The sequence below is a fragment of the Streptomyces sp. NPDC079167 genome (assembly GCF_040686735.1).
GTDB lineage: Bacteria > Actinomycetota > Actinomycetes > Streptomycetales > Streptomycetaceae > Streptomyces.
Window position 1 is genome coordinate 233,154 of sequence record NZ_JBFBLO010000001.1, and the last position, 13,067, is coordinate 246,220.

General features: G+C 73.9%; 10 protein-coding genes. 7 read left to right on the top strand and 3 right to left on the bottom strand.

Features of this window, described 5'->3' with window-relative positions; all coding sequences use genetic code 11:
• The first annotated feature begins 86 nt into the window (after window positions 1-86).
• From AB0P41_RS01120 to AB0P41_RS01140, 5 genes are read left to right on the top strand one after another with little or no spacing between them, the layout of a single operon-like run.
• Window positions 87-1,346, top strand: coding sequence for a prenyltransferase/squalene oxidase repeat-containing protein (locus AB0P41_RS01120; RefSeq protein WP_365929304.1), 1,260 nt, complete (start codon window positions 87-89; stop codon window positions 1,344-1,346).
• Entirely contained in the window at window positions 1,343-2,023 is a 681-nt protein-coding gene (locus tag AB0P41_RS01125; RefSeq protein ID WP_365929307.1) for an SCO2322 family protein, read from the top strand. Before AB0P41_RS01120 ends, AB0P41_RS01125 begins: the two co-directional genes overlap by 4 nt.
• The gene (locus AB0P41_RS01130) at window positions 2,020-3,165 is read left to right on the top strand and encodes an energy-coupling factor transporter transmembrane protein EcfT (protein WP_356707490.1); all 1,146 of its coding nucleotides are present in this window, start codon (window positions 2,020-2,022) and stop codon (window positions 3,163-3,165) included. Before AB0P41_RS01125 ends, AB0P41_RS01130 begins: the two co-directional genes overlap by 4 nt.
• Complete coding sequence (locus AB0P41_RS01135) at window positions 3,162-4,877, top strand: ATP-binding cassette domain-containing protein (protein WP_365929309.1); 1,716 nt, start codon at window positions 3,162-3,164, stop codon at window positions 4,875-4,877. Before AB0P41_RS01130 ends, AB0P41_RS01135 begins: the two co-directional genes overlap by 4 nt.
• Complete coding sequence (locus AB0P41_RS01140) at window positions 4,874-5,692, top strand: ECF transporter S component (RefSeq protein WP_356707492.1); 819 nt, start codon at window positions 4,874-4,876, stop codon at window positions 5,690-5,692. The genes AB0P41_RS01135 and AB0P41_RS01140 overlap by 4 nt, the downstream gene beginning before the upstream one ends.
• A gap of 262 nt (window positions 5,693-5,954) precedes the next feature.
• Here the strand turns inward: AB0P41_RS01140 and AB0P41_RS01145 are convergent, their stop codons facing one another.
• Together AB0P41_RS01145 and AB0P41_RS01150 are read right to left on the bottom strand one after the other, a co-directional pair.
• Window positions 5,955-8,000 carry a bifunctional glycosyltransferase 87/phosphatase PAP2 family protein gene (locus tag AB0P41_RS01145; protein WP_356707493.1) on the bottom strand — a complete coding sequence of 682 codons (2,046 nt, stop codon included), beginning with the start codon at window positions 7,998-8,000 and terminating at the stop codon, window positions 5,955-5,957.
• A 175-nt stretch (window positions 8,001-8,175) separates the two neighbouring features.
• Complete coding sequence (locus AB0P41_RS01150; protein ID WP_365929312.1) at window positions 8,176-9,303, bottom strand: serpin family protein; 1,128 nt, start codon at window positions 9,301-9,303, stop codon at window positions 8,176-8,178.
• Between the two features lie 28 nt (window positions 9,304-9,331).
• Here AB0P41_RS01150 and AB0P41_RS01155 point away from each other — a divergent pair, with 28 nt between their 5' ends.
• Window positions 9,332-9,808, top strand: a complete 477-nt coding sequence (locus AB0P41_RS01155; protein ID WP_356707495.1) for a GNAT family N-acetyltransferase — start codon at window positions 9,332-9,334, stop codon at window positions 9,806-9,808.
• A gap of 17 nt (window positions 9,809-9,825) precedes the next feature.
• On the opposite strand, the gene AB0P41_RS01160 is transcribed toward AB0P41_RS01155, so the two are convergent.
• A complete protein-coding gene (locus AB0P41_RS01160) occupies window positions 9,826-11,877 on the bottom strand; it encodes an MDR family MFS transporter (RefSeq protein WP_365929314.1) in 2,052 nt (683 codons plus the stop codon).
• A gap of 132 nt (window positions 11,878-12,009) precedes the next feature.
• Between AB0P41_RS01160 and AB0P41_RS01165 the strand changes: the two genes are divergently transcribed.
• Window positions 12,010-13,011 carry a peptidoglycan-binding domain-containing protein gene (locus AB0P41_RS01165; protein WP_365929316.1) on the top strand — a complete coding sequence of 334 codons (1,002 nt, stop codon included), beginning with the start codon at window positions 12,010-12,012 and terminating at the stop codon, window positions 13,009-13,011.
• The last annotated feature ends 56 nt before the right edge of the window (window positions 13,012-13,067 follow it).

Genomic DNA, 13,067 nt, shown 5'->3' on the forward strand with positions numbered 1-13,067 from the left:
CCGGTGCGAATCCGGCGCCGACCCTTCCCCGAGCGCTCGGCCAGCTCGAGCAGGGGAGAAACCCCATTCGAGAGGCCCAGTCCGCCATGTCCGTACGCCGCCGCGCGGCAGCGCTCGCGATCACCGCCGTGCTCTGTGGAGCGGCCGCCCCGGTGGCGGTCGCCGCGCCGAGTCCGACCCCGTCCCCCTCCACGCCTGACCTTCCGGCGGGGCTGTACGGCACCAAGGACCCGACGTACGACGGGGTGTGGCGCCAGTCGCTCGCCTTCCTCGCCCAGAAGATCGAGCTGGTCACGCCCGCCACGCAGTCGGTGGACTGGCTCGTCGGCCAGCAGTGCGACAGCGGGGCCTTCCCCTCCTACCGCGACGCGTCCGAGCCCTGCGACGCGAAGACGGTCGCGGACACCAACGCCACCGCGGCCGCGGTCCAGGCCCTGGTCGAGCTGGCCGCGCACCGTGAGGCCGTGGACAACGGCGTCAGCTGGCTGAAGTCCGTACAGAACGACGACGGCGGCTGGGGCTACAACCCGGGCAGCCCGAGCGACGCCAACTCCACCGGCGTCGTGGCCGGGGCGCTGGCGCGAGCCGGGGTGCCGCTCGCCGAGATCACCAAGAAGGGCGGCAAGTCGCCGTACACGGCGCTGCAGACCTTCGCGCTGCCCTGCGGGGGCGAGGACGGCGGGGCTTTCGCCTACCAGCCGGACAAGAAGGGTGAGCTCACCGCCAACGCGGACGCCACGGCGGCCGCGGTCCTCGGCGCGATGGGCAAGGGCATGGCCTCGGGAAACTACAACGCGGCGAAGGCACCCGTCTGCGTCGAGGGCTCGGATCTCACGCCCGAGCAGTCCGCGCAGAACGGCGCCTACTACCTGGCGAAGACCCTCGCCGGGTCGGGTCATCTGGACCTGCCGCCCATGCCGGGCGCCGAGGAGTCGGCGCCGCAGCCGGACTTCGGCAACACGGCCGACGCCGTCGTGGCGCTCTCGGCGGCCGGCCACAAGGACAAGGCGGCCGGAGCGGTCGCGTATCTGGAGAAGCACGCCCAGGACTGGGCGAAGGAGGGCGGCCCCGCCGCCACCGCCCAGCTGGTGCTCGCCGCCCACGCGACCGGCACCGACGCGCGTGACTTCGGCGGCGTCGACCTCGTGAAGCAGCTCAACGCGACGGGCCCCGCCCCCGCGGCGACCGCCGTGCCCTCGCCGACCGCGACGGCACCGGAGAAGCCGGCGGACACGAGCAGCGACGACGAGGGACTCGGCCTCTGGTGGATCATCGGCATCGGGCTCGCCTTCGGCGCCGGCATCGGCTTCCTGCTCAGCGGACGCCGGAAGAACCAGCAGCTGTGAGCCGCCCGCTGCGAACGGCGGCGGTGCTGCTCCTCGTCGGCGCCGTCCTGGCCGTGCTCGGCGCGGGGAACGCGCAGGCGGCCGGTTACCGCTACTGGTCGTTCTGGGAGAGCGACGGCGGGAAGAGCTGGACGTACGCCACCCAGGGGCCTTCCGTGGTCCGGCCGGACGACGGCGCGGTGCAGGGTTTCCGCTTCTCGGTGAGCGCGGATTCGCAGGACTCCGCGCAGCCGCGCCGCGCGCCCGATTTCGGAACCGTCTGCGCGGACACCCCGGCGAAGGACGGCCGTAAGCGGATCGCGCTGGTCATCGACCCGGGCACGGCGGCGGACGCGCCGGACGGCGAGAAGCCGCCCGCGCCGCGTACCGCCTGCGCCCAGGTCACGCCGGACGCGAGCACGGCCGAGGCCCTCGCCTCGGTGGCGAAGCCCCTGCGGTACGACAGCGCCGCGATGCTCTGTGCGATCTCGGGCTATCCGGAGTCCGGCTGCGGTGAACAGGTCGACGGGGGCTCCGGCGGGCCGGAGTCCAGCGTTCCGGCCACCGCGTCCACCTCCGGCGACGCGACGGCCGGTGGTTCCGACGGAGGCGGCCCGTCGGTCGGCGTGCTCACCGGCGTCGGCGCGGTCCTCGTCCTGGGTGTCGCCGCTGTGCTGCAGGCCCGCCGCCGCCGATGACCCGCTCCACCGGCCCGGCCCGGCTCCACCCTGCCCTGCGCGCCCCCGGGGCCGCCCGGGGCAACGCGCTGCCGGCCGGGGCCTGGTGGCTGTGGGCGCTCGGCCTCGCGACCGCCGCGTCCCGTACGACCAACCCGCTGCTGCTGGGGCTGCTGGTGGGCGTCGCCGGCTATGTGGTGGCGGCCCGCCGCACGGACGCGCCGTGGGCCCGTTCGTACGGGGCGTTCATCAAGCTGGGGCTGGCCGTCGTCGCCGTACGGCTGGTGTTCTCCGTCGTCCTCGGCTCCTCGGTGCCCGGCACGCATGACCTGTTCACGATGCCCGGGGTGCCGTTGCCCGACTGGGCGCAGGGGATCAGGATCGGCGGCCGGGTCACGGCGGAGCAGGTGGTGTTCGCGCTGTACGAGGGCGCGAAGCTGGCCACGCTGCTGATCTGTATCGGCGCGGCGAACTCGCTGGCCAACCCGGCCCGGCTGCTGAAGTCGCTGCCCGGCGCCCTGTACGAGGTGGGGGTCGCCGTCGTCGTGGCGATGACGTTCGCGCCGAACATGGTCGCCGACGTGGCGCGGCTGCGGACCGCCCGCAGGCTTCGCGGCCGTCCGACCGGCGGGGTCCGGGCCGTGCTCCAGATCGGGCTGCCGGTGCTGGAGGGGGCGCTGGAGCGTTCGGTGGCCGTCGCGGCGTCCATGGACGCGCGGGGGTACGGGCGCACCGCGCAGGTCCCGCCCGCCGTCCGCCGCACCACCCATGTGCTGACGCTCGGCGGGTTGCTGGGAGTGTGCGCGGGGACGTACGGGCTGCTGGCCGCCCAGGGCGCCGTGCACGGGCTGCCGTTGCTGCTGGCCGGGCTGCTCGCGGCGCTGGCCGGACTCAGGCTGGGCGGGCGCCGCTCGGTGCGTACCCGCTACCGGCCGGACCGCTGGGGCGTACGCGCCTGGCTCGTCGCCGCCTCGGGCGCGGCCGTCGCGGCGGTGATGATCCGGGCGGGCGCCGTCGCCCCGGACGCCCTGCGCCCGGGCGTCGTCCCGCTCACCGCGCCTGTACTCCCCCTGTGGCCGGCCGCCGCCGTGCTGATAGGGCTTCTGCCCGCCGTGGTGGCGCCGCTGCCCCCTTCCCCCTCGGACTCCAAGGAGCGCTCATGATCCGGTTCGAGAACGTCTCGGTGCGGTACGAGGGCGCGGAGCGCCCCACCCTGTCCGGGGTCGACCTCACCATTCCCGAGGGGGAACTGGTGCTGGCCGTCGGCCCTTCCGGTGTCGGCAAGTCGACACTGCTGGGTGCCGTGTCCGGTCTCGTGCCGCACTTCACGGGCGGGACGCTGACCGGCCGGGTCACCGTCGGAGGCCGGGACACCCGCACCCACAAGCCCCGTGAACTCGCCGACCTGGTGGGCACGGTGGGCCAGGATCCGCTCGCCCACTTCGTGACGGACACCGTCGAGGACGAGCTGGCGTACGGCATGGAGTCGCTGGGCCTCGCCCCGGACGTGATGCGCCGCCGCGTCGAGGAGACGCTGGATCTGCTGGGGCTGGCGGAGCTGCGCGACCGGCCGATCGCCACGCTCTCCGGGGGCCAGCGGCAGCGGGTCGCGATCGGCTCGGTCCTCACCCCGCACCCCAGGGTCCTCGTCCTCGACGAACCGACGTCCGCCCTGGACCCGGCGGCGGCCGAGGACGTGCTGGCGGTCCTCCAGCGGCTGGTGCACGACCTGGGCACCACGGTGCTGATGGCCGAGCACCGCCTGGAGCGTGTCGTGCAGTACGCCGACCAGGTCCTCCTGCTGCCCGCGCCCGGTGCCGCCCCGGTGATGGGCGCGCCCGCCGAGATCATGGCCCTCTCGCCCGTCCGGCCTCCCGTGGTCGCGCTGGGCCGGCTCGTGGGCTGGGAGCCGCTGCCGCTGTCGGTGCGCGACGCCCGGCGCCGCGCGGTGGACCTGCGGGAGCGGCTCGCCGAGGTGGAACCGCCGGCGCGCGAGACCCCGGCGGAGGCCGTGGTCGCCCCGCTCCCCGCTCCGTCCGCCGCCCGCGCCGGTCTCCTGGGCAGGCTGTTCGGCCGGCGTCCGGACGCGGCTCCCGCGGCGCCCCCGGTCCCCGGCCCCGTCGTCCGGGTCGAGGGGCTGGGGGTGCGGCACGGGCGGGTCCAGGCGCTGCGCGGGGTGACGCTGTCCGTCGCGCCGGGCGAGACCGTGGCCCTGATGGGCCGTAACGGCGCGGGTAAGTCGACCCTGCTGACGACCCTGGTCGGGATGACCGAGCCGACCACGGGGTCCGTCCTGGTCGGCGGCCTGCACCCGTCCCGTACGCCGCCGCGCGACATGGTGCGCCGGGTCGGGCTCGTTCCGCAGGAGCCGCGCGACCTGCTGTACGCGGACACGGTCGCCGCCGAGTGCGCGGCGGCCGACTCCGACGCGGGCGCGCCCGCGGGGAGCTGCCGGGCACTGGTCTCCGAGCTGCTGCCCGGGGTGCCCGACGACATCCATCCCCGTGATCTCTCGGAGGGCCAGCGGCTGGCGCTCGCCCTCGCCCTGGTGCTCACCGCCCGGCCCCCGCTCCTCCTCCTGGACGAGCCGACGCGGGGGCTGGACTACGCGGCGAAGGGGCGGCTCGTCGGCGTACTGCGCCGTTTGGCCGCCGAGGGCCACGCGATCATCCTGGCCACGCACGACGTGGAGCTGGCGGCGGAGCTGGCCGACCGGGTGGTGATCCTGGCCGACGGTGAGGCCGTCGCCGACGGTCCGACCCGGCAGGTCGTGGTCTCCTCGCCCGCGTTCGCCCCGCAGATCTCGAAGATCCTGGCGCCACGGGAGTGGCTGACGGTGTCGCAGGTACGCAGGGCTCTGGAGGGTCTCGCATGACGGCCCGGCCCGCCCGCCCGGTGCGGCTCGGTCCGCACGCCGTCGCCGCGCTCGTCCTGGTCAGCGCGGTCGGGCTCGTCGGGTTCGGCTGGCCGTTGCTGGCGGGGGCGGACTCCGGTCTCGCCCATGCGCAGGACGCGCCGTGGCTCTTCGCCGTCCTTCTGGTGCTGCTCGTCGGGGTGGTCCTCGCGACGATCGCGGACTCCGGTCTGGACGCGAAGGCCGTCGCGATGCTGGGCGTCCTCGCCGCGGTCGGTGCGGCGCTGCGCCCGCTGGGCGCGGGGACGGCCGGCCTGGAGCCCATGTTCTTCCTGATGGTGCTGAGCGGCCGGGTGCTGGGGCCGGGCTTCGGCTTCGTGCTGGGCTCGGTCACGATGTTCGCCTCGGCGCTGCTCACGGGCGGGGTCGGACCGTGGATGCCGTTCCAGATGCTGTCGATGGGCTGGTTCACCATGGGCGCGGGCCTGCTGCCGGGCCCGGACCGGCTGCGCGGCCGGGGCGAGCTGCTGATGCTGGCGGGGTACGGCTTCGCGGCGGCGTTCGCGTACGGCACGGTCATGAATCTCTACGGCTGGACGATCGTGCCGGGGCTCGGCTCGGGCATCTCCTTCGTCCCGGGCGACCCCCTCGCCGAGAACCTGGTCCGCTTCCTCGCCTACTGCACCGCCACCTCGATCGGCTGGGACCTGGGCCGCGCCGTCCTCACGGTCGTCCTGACGGTGACCATCGGTCCCACGCTGCTGAGAGCCCTGCGCCGGGCCACCCGCCGCGCCGCGTTCGACGCGCGGGCGGACTTCGAGGCGCTCCCCGACTGATCAGCCGGCCAGTGCGTGCTGCGCGGCGAGCCCGACGGGGGCGTTCGTGGCGCCGTACCCGTCGTATCCGCCGACGCGCGGACGACCTGATCCCCCGCTCGGCGCCGCCCGGCGCCGAGCCGTCCGAGTGGCGGGCCCGCTGCACCGGACGGACCCTGGGGGGACGCGGCGATCCACGCCGGAGGGGTGCGGGGCCGGCTCGGGAGGGCACCCCTGCGGGGCCCGGGAGGGCCGCCCCGCACCCCTTCGGCCCGTGCCGGTCCTAGGCTTTGCTGTCCGCCGGTTCGGGCGCCGGCTCCACGGCCGCGTCACCGGCCTCGCGGTCCGCCCGCCCGACCGCCCTGGGAACGACGGCCTGAAGCCGGCGTGGCCCCGACAGGGCGTACGTCAGCCCGAAGCCCGCGGCCACCACCGCTCCCCCGCCGACCGCGTCCAGCACCCAGTGGTTGCCCGTGGCGATGATCGCGGAGACCGTGAACAGCGGGTGCAGCAGCCCGAGGGCCTTCATCCACGCCTTCGGCGCGAGCAGGGCGATCACCACGCCGCACCACAGCGACCAGCCGAAGTGCAGGGACGGCATCGCCGCGTACTGGTTGGTCATCGCGGTCAGTGCCCCGAAGTCGGGGCTGTCGAGGTCCTGCACACCGTGGACCGTGTCGATGAAGCCGAGCCCCGGCATCAGACGGGGCGGTGCCAGGGGGTAGAGCCAGAAGCCGACGAGGGCGAGGACCGTGGCGAAGCCGATGGTGCTGCGGGCCCAGCGGTAGTCCGGGGGCCGGCGCACGTAGAGGACACCGAGGATCGCGAGCGGCACGATGAAGTGGAACGTCGAGTAGTAGTAGTCGAAGAAGTCCCGCAGCCAGGGGATGCCGACGACGGTGTGGTTGGCCCAGTGCTCGATGTCGATGTGCAGCCACTGCTCCGCGGAGTGGATCTGCCGGCCGTGTTCCTCGGCGGTGGAGCGCCCCGCGGTGGCCGCCAGCCTGACCTTCGCGTACGCGGAGTAGACGACCCTGATGAGCAGGAGCTCCAGCAGCAGGTTGGGGCGGCTGAGCACGCGCCGCCAGAACGGCAGCAGCGGCACCCACGCGTAGCGCGCCGGCACCGGTTTCGCGTAGTCCGTGGGGATCGGCCGCTGCCAGTGGGGCGAGGTACGGGACAGGAACGGCACGGCGCAGGCCGCGCCGAGCGCGGCGACGAGCAGCACGTTGTCCCGCACGGGCAGGACCACACCGACGTTCGGCAGCAGCATCTTCCCGGGCAGGGTGAGGACGAGCACCACGACCGCCGGCCAGACCAGCCGGTCGGAGGCCCTGGTGCCGGCCCGGCCGACGACGGCGAGCAGCACCCAGAGCAGCTGGTGCTGCCAGGCGGTGGGAGAGACGGCGACGGCGACGCAGCCGGTGATCGCGACGGCCAGGAGCAGCTGGCCGTCGCGGGCGTAGTGCGCCGCGCGGCGCAGTCCGACGAAGGCGACGGCGGCGGCGAGGAGGAGGAACAGGGCGATCTCGGACGGGCCCTGGAGCCCGAACCGCAGCAGCGCGCCGTGCAGCGACTGGTTCGCCAGGCTGTCCGGGCGGTCCCCGAGGCCGGCCCCCGCGAGATGGTGCACCCAGTACGCCCATGAGTCACGCGGCATCACCGCCCAGGCCAGCGCCGTGCAGACGGCGAAGGTGGCACCGCCGGTCGCGGCGGCCCTGCGTCTGCCGGTGAGCCAGAACAGGACGGCGAAGAGCAGGACGGCGGGCTGGAGGGCCGCGGCGACACCGGTGAGCACGCCGGGGAGGCGCTCACCGCGCACCGCGAAACAGGCGAGGAGCACCAGCAGGACCGGCAGGATGCTGGTCTGGCCCAGGTGCAGGGTGGTGCGGACGGGCAGCGACACCATCAGCAGGGTGATCGCGACGGGCGCCGCGAGGAACGCCGTACGCCTGCTCACCGGGGCGGGCAGGGCACGGACGGCGACGAATCCGAGCGCCACGACGAGCAGCAGCGAACCGAAGGTCCACACGACACCGAGGGCCTGCTGGGCGGAGACCGTCAGCGGCTTCAGCACCAGCCCGGCGAACGGCGTTCCCGTGAACCGGCCCGGGTCGTACAAGGACCCCGCGATGTGCAGGACCCCGGTCGCACCGGTCCAGGTCTCCAGGTCGGTGAGGCGTTCACCGGGCGGCCGCCGGAGCACCACCGCCACCTGCCGTACCGCCAGGGCACCGACGAGCAGCCAGAGGACGGCCCGCGCCGCAGCGGCCCTCGTCCCCGGATCCGCCGCCGCGTCCCCCCGCACACTGCGCTCCACATCTGTCACGCTGCGCCGACCCTCCCGTTTCCATGCACTGTCCCCTCGGCCCGGGTATGTGCGGATGAAGCCTCGCATTGCCCTAGGGGATAGACACCATCAACCCCCACTTAGCCTGACTGTCACCACTGATTTGCCGAAAGAATGCCCGATTCCGGCCTGGCCGGAGGCCCGCGTGCCCGGGTCAGCCCTCGTACTCGGGGATGTCCGCCTGCCAGCCCGCGAAGAGGGGGACGTCCGAGGAGCCGTCCAGGACGACGATCCCGAAGGGCCGGTCGAAGGCGATGTGCCGCACCGTCCGCGGTACGGCGCCGGCGGCCCGTGCCGCCACGACCGTGACCGCCGCGGCCTCGACGCCCTTCTCGGCGATCTTCACCACCGCTTCCTGGACCACGTCCGAGATGTGGAGGGGCACCGGCGACAGGCCTGAGAGGTCCGCCGCGGCGACGTCGGTCGCGAGGCGCACGCCGAGCGCCGGCAGCTGAGCGGTGATTCCGATCCTTGTCCGCAGGGTGAAGCGCGGCAGGGCCCAGGTCACCGCGTCCGCGTCCACCGGGTCCCGCGACGCCTCGGGCGCCCACGCCAGGGGCAGCACCCGGGCGGCGTCCTCGCCCGGCTCCCCGAGCACGAACCTGACCCGGGCCGGCGCCGGACCGCCCGGCTCCGCGCGGCAGCGCAGCTCGACGACGTACGCGCCCGATGTGGTCCACGCGTCCCCGCGCGGGACCGGGGCGTGCATCGTCGGCACGTGCACGCTCGTGCCCGCCGCGTCGGTGAAGGGGACCTCACGGGTGCGGGACATGGGGAACGGCAGCTCCCAGAGCGCCTTCAGGGCCAGCACGTTGACCAGGACGAGCGCGATGTCGCCGCCGGTGTCCAGCGGCAGCCGCTCGATCAGGCCGCCCGTCCGCTCGCAGACCCACGCGTCGATCTCCGCGGCGTCGACCGGGCCGAACCCGACGTCGGGCAGCGACGCCTCGTACTCCGGGCGGAGCGGCACGCTGTTCCACACCCGGGTCGCCACATTCAGCGCCTCGGTGCGCTCCCAGTCCCGCGCCGCCTCCGTCACCACGGCCGCGGCCTCGTGGTCCGCCACGCCGAGCAGGGTGCGCAGCTCGGCGGCCGTCTCCGTACGCGCCCCCGCGGCGACGGCCGTCAGGGCCAGCCACAGTCCGGCGGGCGAGCACACGAAGCCGCCCCCGCCGGGCCGCGCCAGCTCCCGTATCCACTGTTCCCCGAGCCGCTGGACGGCTGCCGTCCTGGTGGTGTCCCGCATGTTCGCTGCCTCCCGCGCGCAGTAATGGTTCGTCATCCCGTCCCACCCTGGACAGAATGTACGAATGACATGGACCGTGACCCCCGAACACTTCGGCAGCCCAGAGGCGACCCTGCTGCGGCGGGACTACTACGACGAGGTGGCGAGCCGCTACTGGGGCCGGCCGGCGACCACGGCGGAGATCGACGACGGGCTGCGGGACGACGGCGTCGACCGCCTGGCCCCGCCCACCGGGGAGTTCCTGGTGGGCCGGTACGAGAGCAAGCCGGCGAGCTGCGCGGGTCTGCGCCTGGTGGACGCGGCGACGGCGGAGCTGACCCGGGTGTACGTCAGGCCCGCCTTCCGCTCGACGGGCGGAGGCGGCCTGCTGCTCGCGGGCATCGAGAGCGCCGCGCGGGCGTACGGGGTGCGGCGGATCCGGCTCGACACCCGTGACGACCTGGTGGAGGCACGCGGGCTGTACGCGAAGCACGGTTACACGCAGATCCCGGCGTTCAACCAGGGCCCCTACGCGGAGCACTGGCTCGCCAAGGATCTCTGAGCCCCTCCGGCGGACCGTCAGCCCACCGAGTGGTCAGGGCGCGGTTCGGGCATGTGCGGCCGCTCCCTGCTGGACCCGCTCACCTCGGACGACAGTTCCGTCACCAGCCGGATCAGGTCGGTGGGCCGGTCCGGGCCCCACCAGTCGCCCAGGAGCTCGGCCAGGGACTCCTCGCGTGCCTGCGAGAGCTTGACCACGGCCTCCGCGCCCTTCTCGGTGAGCACCAGCTGCATGCCCTCGCGCCGGGCGTAACCGCTCCCCTCCACCTGGCGGGCGGCCGAGGTGATCACCCTCAGCGGCACGGGCGCGACCTCGGCCAGCCGGCCGGGCTCGACGGTGCCGTGGCGTCTGATGCGCAGCAGCAGCCAACTGGCGGCGGGCTGCAGGTCGTATCCGGCCTTCTCGGTGATCTTCTCGTAGATCTCCCGGCGCCCCTCACGCGTGGCGAGCACCGACAGGGCGCGGGCGCATTCGTCGTACGAGGAGCGCTGGACCGGGTTGGAGGCCAGGGTCTCGCTGGTGTCGGGCGCCGTCACCGATCCGCGCAGGGGTTCCTCCTTGAGGAACCAGGCGAAGACGAACGCGACGAGGACGACGGGGGCGGCGTAGAGGAAGACGTCGGTGATCGACGTCGAGTAGGCGCTCAGAACCGAGGGGCGCAGATCGGCCGGGAGCCGGCCGATGGCCCGGGGGTCGGCGGCCAGTGCCCCGGCGTCGACACCGGGCGGCAGGGAACGGCCGCTGAGCGCCTCCTCGAGTTTGCCGGAGAGCCGGTTGGTGAAGATGGTGCCGAACACGGCCACGCCGAAGGACGCTCCGATGGAGCGGAAGAAGGTGGCCCCCGAGGTGGCGACGCCGAGGTCCTCGTAGCCGACGGAGTTCTGCACGATCAGCACGAGCACCTGCATGACGAGGCCGAGCCCGGCACCGAAGACGAAGAAGCAGAGGCTCATCGTCCAGGTGGAACTGTTCTCGGAGAGGGTGTGGAGCAGCAGCAGGCCGACCACGGTGAGGGCGGTGCCGGCGATCGGGAAGACCTTCCAGCGGCCTGTGCGGCTGACGATCTGGCCGGAGCCTGTGGAGGTGATCAGCAGCCCGAGGACCATGGGCAGCATGTGCACACCGGACATGGTCGGGGTGATGCCGTGCACGACCTGGAGGAACGTCGGCAGGTAGGTCATGGCGCCGAACATGGCGAAGCCGATGACGAAGCTGATGACGGCGACGAGGGTGAAGGTCCGTTTCCGGAAGAGCTTCAGCGGCAGCACCGGTTCGGCCGCCCGCCGCTCGGCGGCGACGAACGCGACGAGCAGCACCACCGCGAGGACCGCGAGGACGATGATCTGCGGGGAGGTCCAGGCCCAGGTGGTCCCGCCGAGCGAGGCGACGAGGACCAGGCAGGTGGCGACGGAGGCGATGAGGAAGGTGCCCAGGTAGTCGATGGTGTGCTTGGTGCGGCGGACCGGGATGTGGAGGGCGCCGGCGATGACGAGCAGCGCGATGACGCCGATGGGCAGGTTGATGTAGAAGACCCAGCGCCAGCTGAGGTGCTCGGTGAAGAAGCCGCCGAGCAGCGGGCCCAGCACGCTGGTCACCCCGAACACCGCTCCGAACAGGCCCTGGTACTTGCCTCGCTCACGGGGGGTGACGATGTCGCCGACGATGGCCATCGACAGCACCATGAGTCCGCCGCCGCCGAGCCCCTGGAGGGCGCGGAAGCCGATCAGCTGCGGCATGTTCTGGGCCATGCCGCAGAGCGCGGAGCCCACGAGGAAGATGACGATGGCGGTCTGGAAGAGCTTCTTGCGCCCGTACTGGTCGCCGAGCTTGCCCCAGAGCGGGGTCGCCGCGGTCGCCGCCAGCATGTAGGCGGTCACCACCCATGACAGGTGGTCCAGGCCGCCCAGTTCGCTGACGATCGTGGGCAGGGCGGTGGACACGATGGTCTGATCGAGTGCGGCGAGCAGCATGCCGAGGAGCAGTGCGCCGATGGACACCAGGACGTTCCGCCGGGACCGCCCCCCGCCTTCCGCCAGGGGTGGCGGGCTCAACTGCTGGGCCATGAGCATCTCCTCGGGTCCGCTTCCCCCTATCCTGGCCGTTCTGTACCGTTATGGCCTGCCGAGCAGTGGTACGGGCGTTGGGCTTCCCTGTGGGTGCCTGCATAATCGCAGGCAGTTCGATGGGGAGGGGAACCCACAATGACCGGACCTGTGTGCCCGGAGTGCGGTGGCGAGCGGAGCGCGAGACCGGGGGCGGGGTGCGCCTGCGGAGCGCGTACGGCCGAGCGGGACGCCCGGTCGGCCGAGATCGCGGCGGCCGAGGACTTCGACCCGCTGCGGATCCGGCCGTACGTGACGCTGAGCAGCGACGACGCCCGTGACTCCGGCGCCCCGGCGGCGGAGACGACGATGCCGCTGTTCCTGGACGGCGTGGGGGACGACGCGGTGGGCGGGGCGCCGGGGGCCGGGGCCTCGCCGGGCGACGGGGCGACGGGGGTCGGGGTCTCGTCCGGCGCGGTCGCCCCGGACGAGACCCGTCGGCGTACGGCCGCCGCCTATGCGGGCGGCGGCCCCGACCCGGTGCAACCGCGCCGCCGGCGGCCGTTCGCCGTTGCCGCCGTGGGGGCGGCGGTGGCCGCGGTGGTGGGCACGGCCGCCTTCGCGAGCGGGCTGTTCGACGACGAGGACCGCCGGGACACGGCGTTGCCCGAGGTCACGACGAGCGCGCCGGCCATGAACGACGAGCCTGCCGCGTCGGTGTCGGAGTCCCCGTCCGCGTCACCCTCGGCCACGCCGTCCGGGTCGGCGTCGGCTTCACCCTCGGCGTCCGCCTCGCCGTCGGGGAGCCCGTCGCCGTCGCATTCGGCCGCCGCTTCGACGTCACCGTCGCCCTCCGTGTCCGCGACGAAGGCGCCCCCCGCCCCCACCACGGCCGCGGCTCCGCCGCCCGCCGAGGAGGCGTCCGGCGGCACGCTGCGGCGCGGTGACCGCGGCCCGGAGGTCACCGAGCTCCAGCGGCGGCTGCAGGAGATCTGGGTCTACCGGGGGCCGGACGACGGCGACTACTCGGAGCGGGTGGAGGACGCCGTCGCCGAGTTCCAGAGGTGGGCCTCGGTCGAGGACGACCCGTCGGGCGTCTACGGCCCGGAGACCCGCCGCGCCCTGGAGGAGCGGACGAGCGGCAACGGGCGCCGGTCCTGAGTCTCTCCCCGCGCGGGGGCGTTTCGGCGCACGATTGGCGTTTCGGGGCAGGTTTT

Bases quoted from the DNA above. Each gene is read 5' to 3' on its own strand.
- AB0P41_RS01120 (WP_365929304.1), top strand. From the start codon at position 87: ATGTCCGTACGCCGCCGCGCGGCAGCGCTCGCGATCACCGCCGTGCTC.
- AB0P41_RS01150 (WP_365929312.1), bottom strand. From the start codon at position 9,303: ATGACGAACCATTACTGCGCGCGGGAGGCAGCGAACATGCGGGACACC.
- AB0P41_RS01140 (WP_356707492.1), top strand. From the start codon at position 4,874: ATGACGGCCCGGCCCGCCCGCCCGGTGCGGCTCGGTCCGCACGCCGTC.
- AB0P41_RS01130 (WP_356707490.1), top strand. From the start codon at position 2,020: ATGACCCGCTCCACCGGCCCGGCCCGGCTCCACCCTGCCCTGCGCGCC.
- AB0P41_RS01155 (WP_356707495.1), top strand. From the start codon at position 9,332: ATGACATGGACCGTGACCCCCGAACACTTCGGCAGCCCAGAGGCGACC.
- AB0P41_RS01135 (WP_365929309.1), top strand. From the start codon at position 3,162: ATGATCCGGTTCGAGAACGTCTCGGTGCGGTACGAGGGCGCGGAGCGC.
- AB0P41_RS01160 (WP_365929314.1), bottom strand. From the start codon at position 11,877: ATGCTCATGGCCCAGCAGTTGAGCCCGCCACCCCTGGCGGAAGGCGGG.
- AB0P41_RS01165 (WP_365929316.1), top strand. From the start codon at position 12,010: ATGACCGGACCTGTGTGCCCGGAGTGCGGTGGCGAGCGGAGCGCGAGA.